Source organism: Hoylesella oralis ATCC 33269, from assembly GCF_000185145.2.
GTDB lineage: Bacteria > Bacteroidota > Bacteroidia > Bacteroidales > Bacteroidaceae > Prevotella > Prevotella phocaeensis.
Map to the genome: position 1 here is coordinate 1,350,115 of NZ_GL833119.1, position 18,052 is coordinate 1,368,166.

The 18,052-nt window shown below is 41.5% G+C and carries 13 protein-coding genes and 1 pseudogene; 2 read left to right on the forward strand and 12 right to left on the reverse strand.

Annotated elements, in window-relative coordinates; all coding sequences use genetic code 11:
* Window positions 1-45: 45 nt before the first annotated feature.
* The 11 genes from HMPREF0663_RS08185 to HMPREF0663_RS08235 form a co-directional block, all read right to left on the reverse strand.
* Entirely contained in the window at window positions 46-1,251 is a 1,206-nt protein-coding gene (locus HMPREF0663_RS08185; RefSeq protein WP_004369947.1) for an O-antigen polymerase, read from the reverse strand.
* Between the two features lie 10 nt (window positions 1,252-1,261).
* Window positions 1,262-2,257 (reverse strand): GumC domain-containing protein, encoded by a 996-nt coding sequence (locus HMPREF0663_RS08190; protein ID WP_016665225.1) that lies wholly within the window; start codon window positions 2,255-2,257, stop codon window positions 1,262-1,264.
* A gap of 13 nt (window positions 2,258-2,270) precedes the next feature.
* Window positions 2,271-3,344, reverse strand: coding sequence for a GumC domain-containing protein (locus tag HMPREF0663_RS08195; protein WP_004369949.1), 1,074 nt, complete (start codon window positions 3,342-3,344; stop codon window positions 2,271-2,273).
* A 16-nt stretch (window positions 3,345-3,360) separates the two neighbouring features.
* Window positions 3,361-4,131 (reverse strand): glycosyltransferase, encoded by a 771-nt coding sequence (locus tag HMPREF0663_RS08200; protein ID WP_004369950.1) that lies wholly within the window; start codon window positions 4,129-4,131, stop codon window positions 3,361-3,363.
* Window positions 4,119-5,417: an MATE family efflux transporter gene (locus HMPREF0663_RS08205; RefSeq protein WP_016665224.1), complete on the reverse strand. Its 1,299-nt coding sequence runs from the start codon at window positions 5,415-5,417 to the stop codon at window positions 4,119-4,121. Before HMPREF0663_RS08205 ends, HMPREF0663_RS08200 begins: the two co-directional genes overlap by 13 nt.
* Before the next feature lie 162 nt (window positions 5,418-5,579).
* Window positions 5,580-8,117 (reverse strand): SLBB domain-containing protein, encoded by a 2,538-nt coding sequence (locus HMPREF0663_RS08210; RefSeq protein ID WP_187115885.1) that lies wholly within the window; start codon window positions 8,115-8,117, stop codon window positions 5,580-5,582.
* Between the two features lie 450 nt (window positions 8,118-8,567).
* Complete coding sequence (locus tag HMPREF0663_RS08215; RefSeq protein ID WP_004369954.1) at window positions 8,568-10,637, reverse strand: glycoside hydrolase family protein; 2,070 nt, start codon at window positions 10,635-10,637, stop codon at window positions 8,568-8,570.
* A 158-nt stretch (window positions 10,638-10,795) separates the two neighbouring features.
* On the reverse strand, window positions 10,796-13,354 hold the full coding sequence (locus HMPREF0663_RS08220) for a TonB-dependent receptor domain-containing protein (protein ID WP_004369955.1): 2,559 nt from the start codon (window positions 13,352-13,354) through the stop codon (window positions 10,796-10,798).
* 14 nt (window positions 13,355-13,368) lie between these two features.
* Window positions 13,369-13,974 (reverse strand): DUF4974 domain-containing protein, encoded by a 606-nt coding sequence (locus HMPREF0663_RS08225; RefSeq protein WP_004369956.1) that lies wholly within the window; start codon window positions 13,972-13,974, stop codon window positions 13,369-13,371.
* Between the two features lie 3 nt (window positions 13,975-13,977).
* The gene (locus HMPREF0663_RS08230; protein WP_004369957.1) at window positions 13,978-14,469 is read right to left on the reverse strand and encodes an RNA polymerase sigma factor; all 492 of its coding nucleotides are present in this window, start codon (window positions 14,467-14,469) and stop codon (window positions 13,978-13,980) included.
* 167 nt (window positions 14,470-14,636) lie between these two features.
* Window positions 14,637-15,530, reverse strand: a complete 894-nt coding sequence (locus HMPREF0663_RS08235; RefSeq protein WP_004369958.1) for a DUF6562 domain-containing protein — start codon at window positions 15,528-15,530, stop codon at window positions 14,637-14,639.
* A 166-nt stretch (window positions 15,531-15,696) separates the two neighbouring features.
* Between HMPREF0663_RS08235 and HMPREF0663_RS08240 the strand changes: the two genes are divergently transcribed.
* Together HMPREF0663_RS08240 and HMPREF0663_RS08245 are read left to right on the forward strand one after the other, a co-directional pair.
* Window positions 15,697-15,996 (forward strand): hypothetical protein, encoded by a 300-nt coding sequence (locus HMPREF0663_RS08240; protein ID WP_016665223.1) that lies wholly within the window; start codon window positions 15,697-15,699, stop codon window positions 15,994-15,996.
* A gap of 123 nt (window positions 15,997-16,119) precedes the next feature.
* Window positions 16,120-16,650, forward strand: a pseudogene (locus tag HMPREF0663_RS08245) (hypothetical protein); the annotation flags it as partial.
* A 408-nt stretch (window positions 16,651-17,058) separates the two neighbouring features.
* On the opposite strand, the gene HMPREF0663_RS08250 reads toward HMPREF0663_RS08245, so the two are convergent.
* Window positions 17,059-17,859, reverse strand: a complete 801-nt coding sequence (locus HMPREF0663_RS08250) for an alpha/beta hydrolase fold domain-containing protein (protein WP_004369961.1) — start codon at window positions 17,857-17,859, stop codon at window positions 17,059-17,061.
* Window positions 17,860-18,052 lie beyond the last annotated feature (193 nt).

Sequence of the window (18,052 nt, forward strand, 5' to 3'; positions counted from 1 at the left end):
TTTATTCTTTGCAAAAATACTAATTTTTAATGATTAAACCAAAGATTATGATGGACTTTTTGGCAACAAGGTTATTGTAGTTTGTGATATTATAATGATCAAAAGAGTGTATTGTACGAAAGTCGCTATGCTCATAATAAAATCTTCGTGATAAAATTGTACAAAAAGGACTTTTACAATGAAAGCATAGATGCATCCTGCGATAAAACTACCGCTTTTGAATTTATGATATATATACCCAAACATTGTACCATATGTAATACCGAAATAAGCGATGCCAATATATCCGAAATCTTCATAAAAGGGCATAAAAATGGTGTATACATTTGTTGGTAAAGGAACCCAAACCCATTCTTGGAGTCTTTGATATACAATAAAATTTCCAATATCAAGATTATGTAAAATACCATAAAAGTATTCAAATGTATGAGCTCCGAATTGATTGGATAAATCTTCTGTTACATATTCAAAAGCTACTGCAGGTGACAATATATATACACCAATAAAATCAATGAAAGACATACTCTCAACTGTCACGTCCGATTTTATTTCTTTTGAAAAGTTAATTAAGAAAAATAGAATTACAATAGCCCCTAATGTCGTAATTATTGAGCGTGGCTTTATGATTTTTTTCTCAAAAAGTATGAATAGAGTAGATATTACTAACATGAATATTCCATTTTTTTCCATTAGGGCGAATTGCCCCATGAGGTAAGCAATTAATATGAGTGTAATTTGCCATAAAGGAATCCGAGGATATTTCCATAATGCGATAACAAAAAGAGCTTGATTTAGAATGTAAGTATATTTTATTATTCCGAAATCGTATTCTTGTGAAGTTGCCAATATACGTAAATTATACAATAAATCTGTCGAGTCAAACATTGTAACTACCTTTAGGATTTGGTATAGATATAATGGCGTAGCTATTAATGTTAGAAAAAATAATATATAGAAAAGTGTATAATTGATATCTATAGTACCAATTTTAGAGGCTTTCTTTCTATATTGAGTTGGGAGAAGAACATATGTCGTAATTGAAGAGAAACAGAAAATTGGCACCCAAATCAGCAAACAAGTGTAGAAATGCTTTCCTATAGGATATAATAATCCATTCTCGAATTGAAACATGGACATAATCCCAAACCAGACAAGTGTGGTTATAAACCATGGAGAAAAATAATCGCCTATTTTGAAATAGTGAAATAAAACGAGTAAAAAAACTAAGAATATAATTATAATCCAGTCCATTATTCACTTTTTATTGGTTCGTTCTTTTATATTTTAATTTTTCTAATAAAAGAATTTTCCATGTAGTTATTATAAATCCGACACTTAAAATCGTGAAAAAATAGGGAATAGGTTTGGGGGATATTGGTTTTAATGGGATATATGGTTTTCTTATTATAGAGAAAGTAGGAGTATTTTTTATTGATAAGAATTTGTATCGTTGTTCTTTAGTGCACGCCTTTTGATATAGTTCAAAAGCATGGTCCCTTTCTTCTCTCAATTGATTTAATTTTGTGATTATACTTGGGAGTGTCGGATCGGTGTTTGTCTCTATTAAGTTCGCATATGATTTTTGGAGACGATGGTATATTATGCCAGCATCTTTGCGTTCTCTGGTTGCGTTAATTAACCTTTTTTTATTGAGATCGTATTTTTGATCAGCCAGTCTTTTTTGAAGTTGCTTTTGTATAGATATGACTATTGTATAAGCTACAATCGGGTTTTTATCGGTGTATTGGATAGTGATTGTATGATTAAATGGAGTTATAGAATATTTTATATTATTTTGTATTATTTTTATGATTCTCATATAATCATTTATTTCCGTTCCCATAATTTTTTCGTAGAACCATTCTATTATTGTCGCTTTATGAGTTTTTTTTATATGGTAAAACAAATTGTAATTATATTTTTTTATATTAGTCTGGGAAATCTTAATTGCAAATTCTTGAGATGAAAGAAAATAAGGATAAACTTCAGGATTATTTATACCTTTCTCTTGTAAGGAAGGAATTACTCCCTTATTAACCAAAGCAGCAAAATTGCTTAATCCGATAAGGATATCTGTTTCTTTTGGTTCATCCGAAATTTTAATTTGGGATGCATACATTTTAGGCATGGAAAGACATAAAATAATATCAATTAATATGCATAGTGCTATAGTTATGAAATATGAAGTTTTGTTTTTTTTTAATATACTCCATAAACTTGTTGAATTGTTCTTTTGAAAGGTATTCTCTTTATCCATCGACTTGTTGATTTTAGAAACAGTTCGCATCTTTTTGGAAAAGTTCTTCTCTTTTCTTATACAGTAGAATGCTAATTCTTAGGCAAAATCCGATAAATATGAATTCAAGCAGAATGAGTATTTTCGGTTTATTGCTATGTTTAATAGGAACTGTAGCAGACTGAAGTACTGTAAAAACAGGTGTTTTCTCTTGTACTTTTGCTTTAGATAATTGGAGTTGCTGTACTACTTGTGTGTAAATATTATAGCGTAGTTGCATTTCATTTTCCAAATCCTCCTGCTTACTTTTATAGCTTTGAAGAAGTAGATCTTCGTTTGCATCTGAGTAAGAAGCATATTGCAATCTTGCCTGAGTATATTGCATTTTGGCTTCCTTGTAAAGTTGTTCCATATATGCTAAGTCGTTACGCGCCTTATTTGTCCGATATTGGGTGATAAAAGATTTTAATTTTTCTTTTACAGAATCTGCAAGTATAGCTGAAATGAGTGGATCTTGGGCTGTTACTTCTATAGTAATAACATTTGTCTTTTTATCAACTTGGCAATTAATGTCTTTTTCGATAGATGTCGCAATATCGTATTGTTCTTTAGAAGGTTCAAAAGCATTATTCTGATATGTTTTTTTATCCTTTGAAGTCCCCTTGTTATTAAAAAGAGATTGAAACCATTTGAGAGGGTAATACCACCATGAAATCTTTTGGAATTTCAATTTGTAGTTATAATATGAAGAATTTATTGTTCCGTCAATAGTATGTACTTGGATAGGGAATAAGCTGAATAAGAAATCCATAGATCCCATCAAATCCGGATATATTTCTGGATAGATGGCATCGTTTGCATTACCAAAATTCATGTCCATACCAATCATAGAGGCAAGCGATGACATATTTGAAGTAAGATTACTTGTATTGGGTATCTCTGGGGCCAGCATAACTTTAGCTTTATATATCTTTGGTATACTGAAAGAAATAATAATACCTACGATTGCGAAAGCGATAATGAATTGGATCATTTTTTTTTGATCGCTTTTTATAATGTACAGTATATTGGAAATACTGATATTCGATTTATGTGTTTTATCTTCCATTTGTATCAATTTTAAACTAAGATTCTATTTTTATAAACTCACGTCTAAGTATAATTTGTTTTATTAAACGTTTAATTTTATACGGTATTGCATTTTTTATTACAGCTTTATGATAATTAAAAAAGGCATGATTCATACTTTCTATTCTGAATGCAACTTTTAACCCTTGTGAACATTCATCGCACCAAGTATTATTTTGTGAGACTCCTCCACAAGCGTTTATGGAGATAGGAAACGGTGCCTTGAAATATTCTTCATTAGGTATCATTAATAGGAATTGTAAATCTGAGCAAATATAGGGCTTTGTAACAAGATAGAGTCCATACTGCGCATGGAGTTTTTTTCTATAAATACAGGATTGGTGCATGAGTGTTCCCTTAGAGCGATCCATGTAACAAATATATTTGAAACCATCATAAGTCTTTGCCCAATAGTCGGAATAGATAACAGAGATAGAGGCAGGAATATTTTCTTTAAATATATTTTCTAAAACGTATTTATCTGTGAAAGTATCTCCGGCATTCATACATATGATCCATTCTCCTGTAGCTTTTGAGATACCTTTGTTGATGGCATCATATATGCCATTGTCAGGTTCGCTTACAAATATATCTATAAATTCTTGGTAATTATCTATAAGGTCGGTACTTCCGTCCCTACTTCCTCCATCAATAATGATAAATTCTTTACTATTATATATCTGGGAACCTACACTTCTTATGGTTTGCTCCAATCCACTTTTATTGTTATAGCAAATTGTGATAATTGATATTTTTATTTTTTCCATATTCCTTTAGCTGTTCTATGGGATATTTTGTAGAATTGCACTCTATTGCAAACCAAGCTGGGCAAGTTTGAGACACATAACGAAATAATAATAATTAATGCATCGTTGAAGACTTCTTTTAGTGTGAAAACTAATATGAAGAATAATGCTGCACCGGTAAGTGTACAAAAAAGCTGTATGTTCAGTGCACCTATACCATTCAGGAAATAACAATATGCAAGGCAGTAAATGGTAATCATCATATATAGTGCCATCCCGATACTGAATGCTATTGGGATATCTACTTGATTACCGATCCAGACGGAATATATTGGTCGGGATAAGATAAGTAATAGAATAATAACAGCAAAACTTCCCAATATGATTTTCTTTATTTTCTTTGAGGCATCTAAAATCCATTCAAAATCTTTGCGCTCATAAGCATCTGTCGTAGCTGACCAATACGGGCTGCAAATAATGGTAAAAGCATGCAATATTATACTGAAATATCTATATGTAATTTGATAAGGAGTTACAAGAATAGGAGAAAAAAGTTTTTCCATTAGAAGACTTGATGTAAGAAATACGAAAGACGAAGACATCTGTAATAAAAAAAATTTTATTCCGATTTTAAATAAATTGGCTGCTACTCGAAAGTTTAAATCCTTCAGTTTTGGCCTTAATTGTGGATATCTGATAAAAAATGTATAAGGATAACTAATAAGATATACGATGAGGGGAGATGCCGTATTTATTATGGCTATATTCCATAAAGTTCCATGATGAATAACATAGAGAATATATGTACCCACAAAAGATAGGGTATATCCACAGCACACCAGCAAGTTACTGACTGCTGGCAATTGTAATCCGAGATATAGATTTCCTATAAATTTAAAAATAAACGTGCTACATACAAATATTAATGCAGTGATGATGATTTTATCAAGATTGAGCACCAACTTGTGATCAATATTTAAAAAAGTATAAATATCAGTGTGGGTAATTAAAAATATAAGTAGCAGTAGAGTCGGAACTATTATAAATATAAGCATGAAGAAAGTATTGGAAACAAATTGACGAGCTTGCCTTGTTTCACCATGGGCAATACAGGATGCAAGGTTGTTCCGTAATCCGTTTCCGAGTCCGATATCCATGTTATCGATCCAAATCAATAGGGCACTGATAGTAAGCCATAAACCATTTTCATATTCTCCAAGACACTTTAAGGTTATAGGCACAATAAGTAGATATATTAATCCTGTCCATCCTTTGATTAGAAAAGAAGCTAATATATTCTTTCGCATTAATGCGGTTCGTTTGTTATTGCCTAATATTTGTAGAATATTCATTAAACCATCTAACTTATTAATACGTGGTTAATCCTGTAACAAATGGATATTTAAAAAGAAAATAATTTACTAAAGTCTTGGTATGTGTGCTGCCGTCGGTGCTCTTTTATACAGTTTCTATTTCTTTATCAAATTTGCGATGGTGGCAATCATGGTGGCTATGCTGGCTACAGAGGTGCCGATGGTGAGCCACTGACCGAGAGTGTTGCCCGTAGGCTTAGGTTTGCTCGGCACTATAATCTCGCTGCCGGGCAGAACTTTTGCGTTATGACTGATCTTAGCCACCGTGCCGTTCATATATACAATGATGGCACGACTTTTCTTGGCACGGTTTCCCCAGCCGCCGGCTTGGTCTATATAGTAAGACGCTTTCTTACCCTTTTCGTAAGCTACGGCATTCGGATAAACCACATCGCCACTAATCTTTACGGTTCCGTTATATTCCGGAATAATAAGTTTGTCGCCTTCGCGGAGCACAAGGTCAGCATCTCCGTTGGGTTTCTCTAATGCCTTGTCCAACTCTATCCCCACATAGTAGGTGTCGCCAAGCTGTTGCTTGCTGATGTCTATGCTGTCTTTCTCTCCTGCCTGTGCCTGCAGAAGTTTCATTACCGTTTGCATTTTCAGACGTTCTTCGGGAGTTATGCGGCGTTCCAAGCGTGCACCTTTCACATAGGCGAGATCGGTTACGCCACCGGCTTTTCTTACCAAATCGCTCAGTTTTTCATTCTTGTTCGAGAGGGTATAGGTTCCTGCAAACATAGCCTGCCCTTCTATGGTTACGTTTTGTTGAGTTACGTAGCCCGGACTCTTGCGCACATACACTTCATCGAAAGGCATAAGTTTGAAACCCGGTGTGCCATCGATCACGAAACCGTCTTTCAACGAGAGGGTGTAGGTTTTGGCAATGATGCTGTCTGTGGTGAATGCTTTGGGATTATCCACGCGCCGAGCCACGTCTACCTTTACCGTCGATGCCCTATCAGTAAGTCCGCCTGCCTGTAGGATAAAGTCTTCAATGGTTTCATTGTCGGCATATTTGTAGATGCCCGGATATTGTACTTCGCCATGAATGATGATCGTACGCTGTGTCATCCTCTCTGTTTTGGTGGGAATGAATAGCACATCGTTTTCTTTCAACGGTATGTCTGCCACGTTTCCGCTTAGAATACCGGCCACGTCTACCGGTACTACTTCAAGCGTGCGGTCGCTCTTCATGCGGTGCATCACGGCATGAGCGCTGAAAGCCTCTTCGGTGAGTCCTTCCGCATGCTCTATCAACGAGCGCACGCTGTTGATTTCACCGCTCAAATTATACATCCCCGGGCGGAATACCGCTCCTTTTATTTCTACCGTGTTCGCATAGCGAGGTAGTATAGAGTCTACGCTTACCGAGTCGCCATCGGCAATATGGAAGCTGTTCATATCGAATTCACCAATATTGAATACGGAATATTCGCGCCCTGTCTTACGGTTCAGTCGCACCGATTTCTTATAGGCGTCGCCCGTAAAACCGCCCGAGTATTTCAGCAGCGTGCCCACACTCTCGTTCTTTTTCATTTCGTAATACATCGGTCTTTTTACCTTACCGCTGATGTTTACAAGGCAATCGTAAGGGCCGACTACTATCACATCGCCATCTGCCAAGCGCACATTGCCCGTCATTTTTCCGTTCAGAATATAGTCGTAAATATCGCATACGCTGACGAGGCGGTTGCTACGATATATTTTGATATTGCGTAGAGTTCCGATATCATTGGTGCCCCCCGCCATATAAAGAGCCTGAAACACAGTAGAGAAGGCCGATAGAGTGTAAGTGCCCGGTGCTTTTACTTCGCCCATTACGTTAACCGTTATCGTGCGTGTCTGCCCCAAAGAAATCTTGATACGGCTGCTGGTGTAGCGTGCGCCGAGCTGCGACCGAATACGGGCATTGGCTTCGCTCACGGTAAGTCCGCTAACTTGAATCGGTCCGAAGCCTTCTATCACGATATCTCCGTCGGGAGAAACGGTAGAATTGATAGATTTCTGAGAAGCGCCGTAAACATCTATGATTACCGCATCGCCCGGGCCGAGGCGATAGTTCTGCGGTGTAGCGATGTTCATGCTCGGTTCGAACGTAAGATTTTTATTGTTGAAGATGTTACGTCCGAATACCTGCCGCTTCGATTTCTCGCGTTCTGCCAGCAATTGTTTTACGAGTTGGGCTGTATCTGCGGGCAATATCTGTTCGAGTTCGGTCTGTATAGACAAGAATTCTTCACCGTTTTTGTCATATTCTTGTTGCCAACCGGCGTTACTTTGTATTCGGTTAGTTGTGGTAGCACCTCTTTTCAGGTTATCTTCGTTATCGTATTCTTTGGTTTTTCCGTTATTCTTGCGCATGCGACTTTCCACATCCGCCTGCGTTTTATCGGCCATATTACCGAGTCCGCTTTGCTTGATTTGTCGCTCGTATTTACTCCTTACGCGACGTATTTGCTGGATATCTACGCCCCTTTGCATCAGTTTGGTAACGATTTGCGCATTGGATGTGCCTGCTTCGTGTTCCTTGGCTGCAAATTGCATAACTTGTTCGTCGGTCATAGACGACTGTGCCATCGTGACTACGGGGCAAAGCATTGTCAGCATAAGATATATGATCAGCTTTTTCATTTCCATTTTGAATTTCTTACTTATTTTGTGTTCCGTACTTTCTTTTTGCTGTTGTCTGAATTTACAAGAGGTTGTATTATACCTATTTTATAAACTCGTTTTTTGCTATTTTGTTGCAAAGGTAATGAAAAATGTAGGAATTTTGTCGCATTTATCTGAAAGAACAACTTATTTAACCATAAAATATTTTTCTTTCTTGGAATAATCGTTCTATGGAAAGATAGAAAATGTAGAGAAAAAACGGAGTTCCTTTTTCCGTTCTTTCTAAGAAAGTGAATTGTAAGTGGCAATATCTGCTTGTCCTAAGTATTCTGACGAGCAGGCCTGCAATTCTCTTTCGTGTCAGTAATCTTGTCGAGGCAGATTTAAGAGATAGCCCTTTTAACGCCGATAGGGCATGTGTCTATCAGCGTTAAAAGGGCGCTTTATCGCCGTTAGGGCGTCTGTTTGTCAATCTTTTATCCAAGTGCGTTTGGTAACGGGAAACATGGTTACGTGGAACTTTGTGCAGCTGTAGGGCACGAGGGTGATTGTTTTGTCGGCACCGCCCGTTACGGGTTGCTGCGGAAGCGGGGCGGTGATGCTCGGTTTCCACTCCGTTTCGCGGGCTTTTACCTGCAACTTTATGGGCGCTTTGTCTATCTTCCATCGCCAGCGGACGGGCATCTGCGAGCGTTGCACGCGTACTTCGCTTGCGAGACGCGCGGGATGTATGTCGAGCGCATAGTTGAATTTCTGACCTCGGACGACTTTGTTTTCATCTACATCGTAAAGCGGCAGGGCAAACAGCAACGGGCCGTAGTTCACGTATTCGTAGGGCTGGTTGGCCACAGTGTCCTTGTATGCCGGCGTCGGAGCGCCGAACCCCCCGTTGAAGTAGTGCGCTCTGGGGTAGGGAGTTTCTCTGCCTTGGGTTACCGAAACGTGCATGGGGAAGCGGAGTTCTATCTTATCGCCGTCGGTCCACGTGCGGTCTATGCGTGCAAAACCGTCTACAGGACGAGCCGAAACCAGCCTGCCGTTCACCTTGATTGCCGGTTTCGTACACCATGAAGGCAGGCGGAAATAGAGCGGCATGTTTATGCTGTGCGTGGTATTGAAGGTAATATCGAGCTTTTCGCCATACGGATAGTCGGTGTTGCAGACTATTCTGACGTCGGCACCGTTCAGATGTTTCGTTACCGTACACGGCCCGTAGAGCGTGAAGGCCAGCCCGCCGTCTATGGTAGCCATCCACATATTGCTGATATAGTTAGGGATTATCCAGTTACAACTGCCCACACAACACAGCACTTCGTAACCGAAAGGCGTGAATTTCTGGTCGCCCGGGCCCGGAATAGAGGGATCCTCGGGCAGGTCTTCGCTAAACCTGTTGGGCGTCTGATAGTAACTCATCGTCTTGAAATCGCGAGCTATCGAGCCTGCACCGGCATTGAAGAACACGTTCTCTATGCGGTCGCCCCAGCTCTTTTCCCCTGTAATGCGCATAAGCCATGTGTATGTCCACATCGAAGCGGGCACAATACAGGTTTCTATATGGTGCATACTGCCCGCACCCGACAGCCATTCCTGTGCCGAAGTGAGCCCGTAGGGCATTTCGTTGTAGCGCAATCCCCAGTCGATGAAGTTCTTTGTGGCATCCATTTCCCATTGCTTGCCCGTCCATATAGACATGATGGCCGGCACACGGCTTGTTTCGTAAAAAGTTACACCGTGGAGCGACTCGAAACCTCTGCCGCTTCTGTCGGTCATAGCGCATAGTTTCCGGTTCAGTTTTTCTACATTGTCGTGGTTGCTGTAGGCTATGATAGAGTCCATAATGGTGCGGTTTCCCGTGGATAAAAAGGTTTCTGTCATGGCATCTACGTTGGTGGCACCTCTTATAAGAGCGGTGTCGAGCGTCAGCATGTCGCGGTCTGAAGGGGCAATCATGCGGTATTCTGTGTACACTTTTTCTAATGCCTGAAGTATCTTGGGGTTATGGGTGGCCTGATAATACGATACCAATGCGCGCCCCATAATGCCGTGCCCCCAGTTGTTGAAACCGTCTTTAACGATCGTATCCGGTTTCCAATAAATGAACGTGGAGGCCCCTCTAAGTACGCCGTTTACTACAAGATCGAGGCGTTCCGATGTCTTTTGTATCAGACGTTCGTCGTTGAGAATGTAGCCAAGTTTTACACCTCCGTCTAACCAATAGCTGCACTGTTCTATCGGCCACCCCGTTCCGTCGCGCTCATCCGCACCGCGCGCTTTAAATCCGAAGCCTCTCCAGCCGTTGCCGTACACCGGTTCGTATTCGTCGAGATGACCGGTTATGCCCGCTGCAGCATCTTTTGCCCAGTCTAAGAGCCAGCCTGTGGGACGTATTTCGCCTATTTCGAGCGGAACGAAGTGTACTTGGTTCTTGGCATTCGCCTTGCAGACAGCTATTTTCTTTGCCGTGTAATCGATGTTTTGCGCCTGCACCTGCGAGCCTAACAGCCCCAAAGCAAGCACGGTTGATATGGTTCCTTTCATACGGAATGGTGTTGAATGTATTTCTTTAAGCAGTTTTTATTGTCGCAAATATACAAAATAAACCGGCATTACACAAGAAAAGAAATACAAAAACCGCCATCGCCTATGGTTTAGGGGAAGCATAAAAAGCAAAACCGAAGCACCTGCCTACCGCTGTTTCACAGACGGCGTTTCTCCTCATTACCGGCACCTGTTCCCTTGTATTTGCTGCGTGTAGTGTTGAAATTATAGCTTACGGTGAGGTTTATATTGCGCTCGTAATTATAGCAGTCTTTGCTTAAATTGGCGTTTATTCCGTAGAGCGTCCAGTGTTCTTTGTCGGTTTTCAGCAGATCATTTACGGAGAGATTAACGGTAAGAGCCTTGTTGAAGAACGTATTTATGATGCCCAAATTGATGTAACCGTTGTGTTTCGAAACCATGAAATCGGTGGTTTGGTCGGTTTTATACTGCATATTGAGGAAGGCGAAGCAGGTTTTATCGAACACGATTTTATTTTTCAGCGCAAATGTCCACTGCGGTTTGGCGGCCGGACGGGTACTGCCATACTTCGCAGCATTGAAGAACATGTGCACGAAATCGACTTCATACGTGGGCTGATACCACCTGAATTTGGGCGAAGCCACTACAGATATGTAGACATTTTGGCTGTGATTGAAGTTCAAGTTGCGCAGGAAAGCAATCTCCTGCCCGTTGTATAAAGTCGGTGTCCATACGATAGCATCCTTTATGTAAGTATATCCGGCACTGACGCTAAGCCACTTTCGCGTTGCTCCGAATTCTATGTTGTGGTTTCGGGCAGATCGCAGATAAGGGTTGCCGCCCTCGTATAAGTAGCGATTATCGTACTGAACCTCGTTACGGAGCGAATTGTAAGAGGGGCGTTTGGTTTTGTTTACGTAGTTCAGCTGCAGCTCCCACGAGCCTTTCGCCCACGAAACAGAGAGATTAGGAAACCAGTTATTGTGCCGCAGACTGGGATTTTGCATCCACGAACCGAACGAATAATAGCCGGTCTTTACATGTTCGAAGCGTAAACCTGCACGAATATTGAAGTCTCCCAACGGCATCTGGAACTCGGCGAAGGCAGCTGTATTGCTTTCGTGAATATCGGTTTCCGACGCCGGAATGTATCCCTCTTCGTTCTTATACGTACTTTCAGTGTTGGTATGCGACAGTTCAGAGCCCATACTTAGTTCGCCTTTGGCTACCGGATAGCGAAGTACGAGCTTTCCGGCAACCAGCCGATTGTGTTTGATTGTCTGTGTATTGATGTTACGGCTCTGTATCGTGGTGCTTACTTCGCGTTCGTGCATCCTCATTTCCGATTTGTTCCACATGTAGGTGCCGTTGAAGTCGATGCCGAGGCGCCCTGCTTTCCCTGTATAATACACGTTCCATTCGTGTTCGGGGGCGCCGGTTGCAGTGCGCTTCATATCTTGTACGACTTCTCCCTCCAACACCCCGTTGCGATAGATGGTCTGTGTACCGCCGTTCATCCATGCGTTGAAAAAGAGTTGTTTGCTCACTGTGTACGATACGCCCGCGGAGTTGTTGTCGTCGATATCGTAGCTGGCGCCAATATTTCCGTATAGATAAGAGCTTCTCGCGTCTGTATCGACATACTGTCTGATGTTGACATGGTTGTTGTTGGCATAGATATCTGCTCCCATATGGTTATCTTCGCCATAATAGTTATTATTCCAATAGAGGTTGCCCGATAGCTCGAAACCGTTCAGCCGGTAGGTCAGAAAGGCATCTTCGTACCCTCTCCATTTATGAGAGTACTTGATATTCGCGTCTGAACGAAAGCTGAAGCCTTCGCCCTGCTTACGTTTGGTCTTGATACGGATAACGGCCTCTACCGTTGCATCGTACTGCGCACCCGGACTGGTGATAAGGTCGACGGACTTGATGTCGGCAGATTTCAGCCGTAGCAGTTCGCTGTTGTCGCGCACCAGCTTACTGTTGATGTAGATTTGAGGCTTGCCTTTGGCAAATACATCGATGGTGCCGTCGTTTTTTACCGTTATCCGAGGCAGCTGAACCAGTACGTCTTGGCCTGTTCCCATCTGCGAAAGAAGCGAATGTTCCACATCTACAGTCATGCCGCCACTGGTCATTTTGTACTGTGGACGTTCGCTCTTTACCTCCACTCCGTTAACGAAATAAGCTTTATTTGCCATGTGTATGACGCCTACATGTGCGGTGTAAGCCCGATGGAAGCACTGTTTGTAGCCGATACATGTTACTTTTACGAGCACGTTAGATACGTTGCAGGGGATTACGAAGTCGCCGTTTTCGTTGGTAACGCCGCCGTTGATGAACGACGAGTCGCGCGGAGAAAGCAGCGAAACATTGGCAAATTCGATGGGATTGTTACCGTTATCCGCCACTTTACCGGTAATCTTTTGCGCCATGTTCTGCGTACATTCCACGTAAATGCGGTCGTTATCGAACGTTATCTTGATGGGGTAGAGCCCGCACACGGTGCGTACGGCATCGGGAACGCTCAGGTTTTTGAACGATTCTGTTACGGTGAAATCTTCCAACTCGTTGTAGATAAAGTTAACGGTGTAGCGGTCTGTCGCCTTTCCCAAGTCTTCCAGAACCTTTGAGAGCGATACGGCGTGATAGCTGCGTGTAAGCTGCTGCGCCGACACGGTACCTGCAAGACAGCACAATATCAGCAAAATAAGGATATTATTGTTTTTCATCTGTGTGCATAGTGTTATTCGACGATGAGCGTATTGCCCTCGAGTCGCAGACTTACACGGTCGAAATGATTGAGGTCTTCTACCACATTTTCTATTGAATTACCTTGTTGCCATTTGTAAAAAAGGCGCAGATGGCGGGCTTCGGGCGTGCGGAAATCTACGGAAACATGGTAGAACGTTGCCATTGCAGATAATATTTCGGGCAGCGGTTTATCGGAGAAAACCACGGTGGCCGGCGTTTTTTCGTTTGCTGCGGATGAGGGGTACGCCCCTTGAGTATCGTCTGCGGTTGTCTTTTGCATGGCGGCCGACGGTGTTGCCTGCCTGCTCTCGTGCCTCGATGACTGTATGCGATAGGCGGCAAATGCCACACCCGCCAGCAGTACGAAGCCGATACAGGCCGCCGCAACCTTATGCCATGCGCCGAAATGCGACTGCTGCATGCCCCCCGTATGGTTGGCTTTAGGCAGCAGAAAAGCCTCTTCGCTCCATCTCATCATCTCGTATATCTGCCTGCAATCTTCGTTGTTGAGCAGTTGTTGCAGCTGTTCTTCCGTGTAATTTTCGGGATGTTCCTGCATTTTCAGAAGCAACTCGATGCTTTCTTCCTTTGTTTTCATTGTCTAAGGATTAAAATGTTTCTTTAATTTCAGCAGTGCCTGTGCCAAATGTTTGTAAACGGCAGCCTCGCTGATGCGCAGTTGTTCGGCTATTTTCTTGTAGGATAAGTGCTGTTCGTAGCGCATCCTGAAGATCCTGTAGGTCTGTTTAGTAAACTCGTTGCTGCTGTATTCGAGCACCATTTGCAGGCGGTCTGTCTGCTCCTCGAACGGTATCATTTCCACAGAGTCGCCGATGGGGAGCAGCTTTCGTACTTTTTCTTTCAGTTGCATGCTGCGAATTGCTTTCAAACATTGGTTGCGCACGCACGTCAAGAGGTAGCTTTCCGCCCGTTCGGGCTGTATTTCGGTGCCGTTGCCTACGATGTGCATAAACACTTCGCTTACCGCATCTTGTGCTTCAGCAGCATCGTGCAGCATGATTAGAGCCAGCACATACATCTTGTTGCGATGCGTATTGAAAAGCGTTTCTGCCGTTGCTTTGTCTGTTTGCATAACCTTGCTGTTTACTTATAATATCCTCGGAACAACGATTTCCCAACCCCAAAAGTACAAAAAATGGCGGTTTAAGGGCAGAAAAGTCGTATGAATACGAAAAAAGTTTACACCGTTTGATTGCCGAAACGATATAAACTTTTTCCGTAATGAATTGGTGATACGTGTTAATGTGTATATTCCTGCTGTTCCCATTCATCGTTGACGACGAACGAAAAAGTATTGTTGTTGGTGTTTACAGGCGTACCGAAGAAGTTTTCTTTGCACAGACTTATGCGGTTTTTCGTAATAGGTACGTGTTCGAAAAGCTGTTCTTTTACCAGCATATCCGATGCATTGAGAGCCGTTACGGTAACTTTTAGCTCGCCTTTACCGTCGCGTGGAAAGGTATAAACCCCGAACTCGGCATTGCCGGAGCGCTGCTCTTCCTTTACATTTCGTTCCTCTGTCTGGCGCGAGGCAACGCTTCCGTTTCCGTTAATGGCATCGAACGTAGAGCTTCCGCCGGTATAGAAGAACTTCATTTTCTTCACTTCGTCGGGGATGGCATCCTCTACTATCAGTTTGAATTGGGCAACGCATCGCCGCAATTCCAACTGATAAGAGGCGGCGGCATCTACGTTTATCTCTTCACAATAATAGAAAGTGTCGGTAATTTTGTTATCGGGAAACTTGATTTTCGAAAGGTTTGTAATCGTTGCATTACCCGTACAATTGTGGGCAAGTACCAAGAAACGATAGGTACCGGCCGGTAACGATACGGATATCTTTCCGAAATTCTTGTCTGAAGAAGTCTGGTTAACCGATGCAATCTTGGTATCATCGTTAAATACGGCAAAGTTGAGTCGTGTGCACACCTGCCTGATATCCTTTGAACGTGAATAGGCTATGGCATTGGCGAAAGGTATTTGTTCGAATTGCGCTATATCGAATGTCAGATTAAACTTATCGGATGTTTTCTCTTCTTCTTTTGTATTCTCTTCGAATACCGGCTTTTCGCATGAGCAGAAGGTTAATGCAATGCTGCATAAAATGCAAAATGACAAAAGTTTGGTCTTCATGATAATTATATTTGATATGGTTCTTGATTTTCTTTTGTGGGCATTCTAACCCATAAATGCAAAGGTATAAAAAATGATAAAATTAAAAAAGATATTTCATATTTATTTCTGTTTTCAAAGATGAATTATGTATTTTTGTGTGGTGCTTATATATAAAATAATGTGTATGAGAAAGATATTGGTGATGTTATTGTTAGTCTTTTCTGCTCATTGTGTACTCTTTGCGCAAACGAAAACAGAACAATTTCCGAAAGAGGTTAAAGACTCATTGGCAATGAAAAGTCAAGCTAAGGTTGTAACAGATACCACACATCTCAGATCGGTGGTCTGTAATGCCCCCACGTATTCAACCTCTGTGGAGCATAACATCAACAAAGACGCTTTCAAAATGCCCAAATACGACGCTTTCTGGGAAAAGATGAAGAAGCCATGGTTGGGTGATGTCATAAGAAGTTTACTTAGATAGCGGAGATACAGTTTTTGTTATTAAGTGCAGTCGGTTATTTATATTATTCCCGAACATCGTTTGGACTTATCTTTAAAAACGATTTTATGCATATTGCGATCAGCTTTTCTGCTCTATTCTTTCTCTGTGCTTTTGTCTTATGTCTATTTTCTGTTTTTATTCGGAAGCCTTGACGAAGTGGAAAGCGTGCGTTTCGATTTGAAGAAGAGCGAGATTTCAGAACTCGAACGCATGGGACTTGTGCCTATGGTCAATGAGTACAGCAAGGTTATGGCTTTCTCTGCAAAGACTCTTTTCAATGGCGATAACCTCGGTCTTCAGACTTATTCTGTCGTACGTGTGTTCGATTATATCTCCAAGGTGCTGTTCGATTTCCTCAACAGGAGGGCTTTCGAGAACTGGACAACACGTACAGAAGCCGATTTGAGAAGTCAGATCGTGAAATTTCTTGATAGCATACAGGGGCCGACACGTTTGATTGAAAAATTCAAAGTTATTAGGATAGAGCAAGATCCGAAGCAGAAAGACCGGGTTTTGCTTGATATCCATCTTACTCCATACTTCCCTGCAAAGAGTTTCGTTATTCAGTTGGAAGGAAGAAAGGGTGACGCGCCAGAAGAGGCGAACTGGGAAAGTCAGTATAACCAAGAATAAAAGTTAGACATTGGGAACAATAGAATGCGGCAGACAGGTTGCATTCCAATTTTAATTAAAATGGCAGGAAAAGGAAATTCCTGTCATTTTTTGTTTTTCACGCGATAACCTAATCGTAAAATAATTTGTTTTAAATGTATTCCATAAAGTATCGATACAGACGGTGAGCATACCAGTTATTCAACAGATGATAAATATGACAATATAGAATATAGCCAAGTTGCTTGAGGTCATAATCTTTCCGGTATCGGTAACAGAGAGTTGCATAGCTGGTACATAACCGGCTGGGGTATATATAAATATGGCAGACTATACATAATCGTATGTAAAGCGTATGTGCTTTTTATATGTTAAGTGTTGATGCGAGGTACCTATTCCGTTTGCTGTAAATATAATAAATTCTCGGGCTTAAAGTTTCATCAGATATTCTTTAATGAGCAGTCCGGCGGGACGGAGTACACCGCCATGATCAAATCCGCTAAGCTCATGAAGGGGAATTTCTTTATTACCAATTCCTTCGAGTACTGCTTTCAGATAGAGATTTTCTTCATAACGTGCCATTTGTTCCAAGTGTCTGTCACCCGTGATGAGAACCAACCGTGTAGACAACTTGCGTACATTGTTGAGTGGGGCATACCGGTCTACGAAGGGAGAGCTGAAAGACAATCCCCGTTCCTTGCGTATAGTATAGTGTGTAGCCGTCTGTCCACTAACGGAAAAATAGCCTTTTACGGCATCTGCATCTATGTTTTCTGCATTTAGGTAGGCCTTGTCTAAGGCGAGCATCAATGTTAGATAACCGCCGGCCGAATGACCTCCCATGTATATCTGTAATGGATCGCCCCCGTATTCCTCGATATGATGAAATACCCAAGCCACGGCAGTTGCGGCATCTTGTGTATATTGCGGATTTTTGCAGTATGGATACAGCCGGTAATTGGGCGACACTATGGCGATGCCCGCATTCAGCAGCTCATCGCGAAATTCCTTATTACCGCCTTCCAAGCCGCCTCCGTGGAACCAAATTATAGTTTTATAATCCTTTTTCGTGGCAGGATAATAGATATCGAGCTTACACCTTTCCTTACGGTAAGTCGAAGTGTCACCGGCAGACACATAAGGAATGTCTTTGATTATCTTGTATTTGTCTTGTCCTCTTGCACCTGTAGCAAGCGCGAGTATAAAGAGTAGAATAAATAACTGTTTCATATCGTTCTATTATAATAATGTAAGTTAATGTACAAAAATAATATTTATTTTTTATAGAATGGCTGTTTGTTGCCGTTATATTCCCCATTTAATTCGATTATTTGGTTATAATAATCCGGTTATATCATCCATTTAACGCAATTTACGAAATGGATATTTGGCAATAAATATTATTTTCGTTAATTTTGCCGGC